The organism is Nonomuraea sp. NPDC049695, assembly GCF_040674955.1.
Lineage (GTDB): Bacteria > Actinomycetota > Actinomycetes > Streptosporangiales > Streptosporangiaceae > Nonomuraea > Nonomuraea helvata.
The window spans coordinates 1-3,917 of record NZ_JBFANV010000200.1 but is presented as its reverse complement, the minus strand read 5'-3'; the positions used below and the strand labels follow the sequence as shown (position 1 = coordinate 3,917).

General features: G+C 68.8%; 3 protein-coding genes. All 3 read left to right on the top strand.

The features are described 5' to 3' along the window. Positions 1-138 precede the first annotated feature (138 nt). Entirely contained in the window at positions 139-1,524 is a 1,386-nt protein-coding gene (locus AB0J64_RS56895; protein WP_364047063.1) for an ATP-binding protein, read from the top strand. After that, complete coding sequence (locus tag AB0J64_RS56890) at positions 1,512-1,934, top strand: roadblock/LC7 domain-containing protein (protein WP_364047060.1); 423 nt, start codon at positions 1,512-1,514, stop codon at positions 1,932-1,934. The genes AB0J64_RS56895 and AB0J64_RS56890 overlap by 13 nt, the downstream gene beginning before the upstream one ends. Positions 1,935-2,022: 88 nt before the next feature. Then, positions 2,023-3,917: Helicase associated domain protein (locus AB0J64_RS56885; RefSeq protein WP_364047057.1), on the top strand; the 1,895-nt coding region annotated here is incomplete at its 3' end.

Here is a 3,917-nt window from a genome sequence, read left to right as displayed (position 1 = left end):
GACGATGACGAGCCGACTCAGCACCTGATACAGGCTAGTGGCTCACCACCCGGCATGCCGACGCGATAGCCTGGTCGCGTCGCAACGGAATATCACCTGGCCGGCGAAGAGGCCCGGCTGCGCTCCAACGTCAACGCGATGTTCGTCAACCTCTCGCGCCGCAGCCAAACCCTTGTCGAGCGGCAGATCACCCTCATTGACGGGCTGGAGCAAGGCGAGCAGGACGAGCAACGACTGGGAAACCTGTTCAAACTTGACCACCTGGCCACCCGCATGCGGCGCAACAGCGAAAACCTGCTCGTCTTGGCCGGGCAAGACCCTCCACGCCTGTGGAGCCGGCCGGTCCCCCTCGTCGATGTCGTCCGGGCCGCGTTGTCGGAGGTTGAGAACTACCACAGGATCCAGATCCTCATCCCCGGCGACAACCCGATCGCCGGCCAAGCCGTCAACGATGTCGTCCATCTGCTGGCCGAACTGCTCGAAAATGCTCTGTCGTTCTCCCCCCGCGAGACTCCAGTCATCGTCTCCTGCAACACGATCGACAGCGGCGGCGTTCTGCTGTCGATCAGCGACACCGGCATCGGCATGACATACGAGGAACTCAGTCAGGCCAACGAGCGACTGACCAGCCCCGCCACCGTGAATGTGGAGGTCTCGCGCCGCATGGGGTTGTTCGTAGTCGCCCGACTGGCACACCGCCACGGCATCCGCGTCCAGCTGCGCCCACACGCCCCCGCCGGGCTCACCGCCACCGTTCTGCTCCCCCTCGCCCTGCTCGCCCAACCGACCGGCACCTACCCGAAGCCCATCGGCACCCCGTTCCTCACCGGGACGTCCGCCGCAGCACATCCCGCGCCCGTCGACTACCGGTACGCCGACACCTCACGGCCCTTGGCGCCGCAACCGGGTAGCCCCCAGCCATCAATCCCTGGCGGACAGCCCGCCCACCCCGTCAGCATGTGGCAGTCATCGCTGGAACCGGTCACGGACGAGCAGCAACGCCCCACAAGAGCCCAACCGTATCGGCCGCAAGAGTGGGCAGAGCGAGGACCCCACCTCGCCTCACCCCCTACGCCGGGATACAGCGGCCGCGACACGGAGGCCGCGGCCACCGGCCCGATCCCGACCGTCACACCCGCCTCCATCGGGGACGACTACCTGCCGATCTTTGCCTCCGTCGAATCGGCCTGGTTCCAGCGCGGCAACAGCGACAACAGCCGTTGGGGTTCTCCCCAAACCGATGCGGGGTGGAGCGCAGCCGAGGCCGTGGCCAGATCTGTCGGAGCCGGAACAACAACGTCCGGCCTGCCCAAGCGGGTGCCGAAGGCCAACCTCGTGCCAGGCGCGGCCAAGACCACCGTCATTCCGGAAGTCGAATCCCCGCCGCCGGTCTCGCCAGAGGCAGTACGCAACCGCCTGTCCACGTTCCAGCAGGGCTGCCGAGCGGCACGCAACGACATCAGCACAGGCAAGATCAACGCCGCCGATTCCGAGGACGGACACAAGGACACATGGACAACCTGAAACGGGGGGCACTCGGAATCGACTTGATGATCTCTGAGCTCGTCGACGCTGACCCAGGAATCACTCACGCGGCCGTCATCTCCACCGACGGGCGGCCACTCGCGACCACCTTGCACCTTGCCCCTGGGCGGGCCGAACTATTGGCGTCGTACGCCTGTGAACTCTTGAAACTCGCCTGGGGCGCGGCCACAGGGTTCAACGCCGGTTCAGCACACCAGGTCATGATCGAAATGGGCGGGGGAGTCCTGCTCACCCAGACGATCAACGACCACTTGGGCCTAGCCGTCCTCGCCGACCCCGAATGCGACCTCGGCAACGTGGCGTGGCACATCACACACGTGGCAAACGAGGTCCGCAAGACAGTGACACCAGAAGTGCAGAAGGCACTCCATGACACCCGATTTCGGTAACGCCGCGATCCTCGCAGGCTGCCTTACCGCTGCTGGCCCGACGTCCGCTACGGCCCACGACGGCCAGCCTCCACCCCCTCGGAACGCCATGACCTCGTACAGCATCACGCGGGCCGACCATCTGCGGCCGCACCAGATCGAAGCGGTCGAGCAAGCCCTCAAGGCCTTCGCCGACGGCGACCGCGCGACCCAGGTGCTGTCGTGCGGCACCGGCAAGACCCGCATCGGCGCCGTCGTCGCGGCCACACTCGCCCCGACCGGGCTTCGCCTGGTGCTGGCTCCGACCGTCATGCTGCTCGCCCAACTACTGCGCGAATACCGCCTCACCCTCGGCGATGCCGCCCTGGGCACCATCCTGGTGATCTGCTCCGCCCTCGACGCCGCCGAACGAGCCGGCGTCGAGGAACTGCAGGCACTGCACGTCCGCGTCACCACCGATCCCACCGTGATCGCGGCAACGGCATCCCGGCCCGGCCCGGCGACGATGCTGTCCACCTACGCCAGCGTGGCAACGCTGAGCCGAGCCCACCATGAGCACGCCATGCCGCCAGTGGACATCCTGATCGCCGACGAAGCCCACCGGACGGTGTCCGGGCCGCAATGGCGACGGGTCCACGACAACACCCACCTGCCGGCCAGGAAACGCCTGTACATGACCGCCACCCCGCGCAAGCTCGTCGGTGCCCGCCGGGACGCCGACGTGGTGGGCATGGACGACGAGACGATGTACGGGCCGACGGTCTACCGGCTGGGATACGGAACCGCCCGAGACCTCGGCCTGGCCGCCCCGTACCGCCTGGTGGTCTCGCTGGTGAGCAACGCCCAGATCCGCGCGATCACCGACCAGACCCACGGACGCGCCGCCGTGCACGTACGCGGCAAGAAGATCGCGGCCCGGATGCTCGCCGCGCAGATCGCGATGCTGCGCGCCGCAGCCACATACGGCGTGGCGCGGGCGATCACCTTCCACACCACCAACAACGACGCCCAGCACTTCGCCACGACGCTGCCCGAAGTCGCCGACCTGGTGGCCGCCGACGCGCGGCCCTCCGCGCTGCGCGCTGGCCACATCCGCTACGAGCACAGCGCCGCGGTGCGCCGCCAGCGGCTGCAGCAACTCGCCGACGGAGTCGAGGACGGGCTGGCGGTGCTGTCGTCGGCGAGGATGCTGTCCGAAGGCGTTGATGTGCCTGCCGTGGACGCGGTGCTGTTCGCGGACCCGCGCCGCTCCACCGTTGACATCGTCCAGGCCATCGGGCGAGCCCTGCGTCCCGATGGCCGGCTGGAAAAGGTGGCCACCATCATCGTGCCGCTCCTGGCGGATCCGGGCGCCGACCTGGCAACGGCCATGGACAGCTCCGACTACGCCCCCGTGTGGGAGGTGGTCCGCGCGCTGCGCAGCCACGACGATGAAGTGGCCGCCGACGTCGATCAGCGACGCCGCGAACGCGGCCGGGGCGCCAGCCGGCCGCGGCCGATCCGCTGGCTGACCATCGACGGCGCCGCCGACACGCCGCGAGCGTTCGCTGAAGAGATCATGGTCGGCATCGTCGAGGCCGCGACCGCCTCGTGGGAGGAGTACTACGGGGCGGCCTGCGCCTACGCCGAGGCCCACGGTGACCTCCTGATTCCCGAGGAGTGGGTGAGCCCGACCGGGCTTCGCGTGGGCAAGTGGCTGATCACCCAGCGCGCCCAGCGCACGCGCGGCCAGCTTCGGCCCGACCGGATCACGCTTCTGAACGCGATCGGCATGGCCTGGAGCTCGCGCGAGGCCGAGTGGGAACGCCAGTACGCCGCGCTCGCCGGCTACCACTGCGAGCACGGCCACACGGACGTCCCCTACGCGTACGTCACCGCAGACGGATTCCGCCTCGGCGTGTGGGCCAGCCGCCTACGCAGCGGACGCAAGACCCTGACGCCACGCTCTCCACGCGCGCCAGGCGCCGCAAGGCGCTGTGGATCGGGGTGCCCGCCGCCGTGGCC

What these genes read in the sequence shown, in the direction of transcription:
- AB0J64_RS56890 (WP_364047060.1), top strand. Translation starts at nt 1,512, where the DNA reads ATGGACAACCTGAAACGGGGGGCACTCGGAATCGACTTGATGATCTCT.
- AB0J64_RS56895 (WP_364047063.1), top strand. Translation starts at nt 139, where the DNA reads ATGTTCGTCAACCTCTCGCGCCGCAGCCAAACCCTTGTCGAGCGGCAG.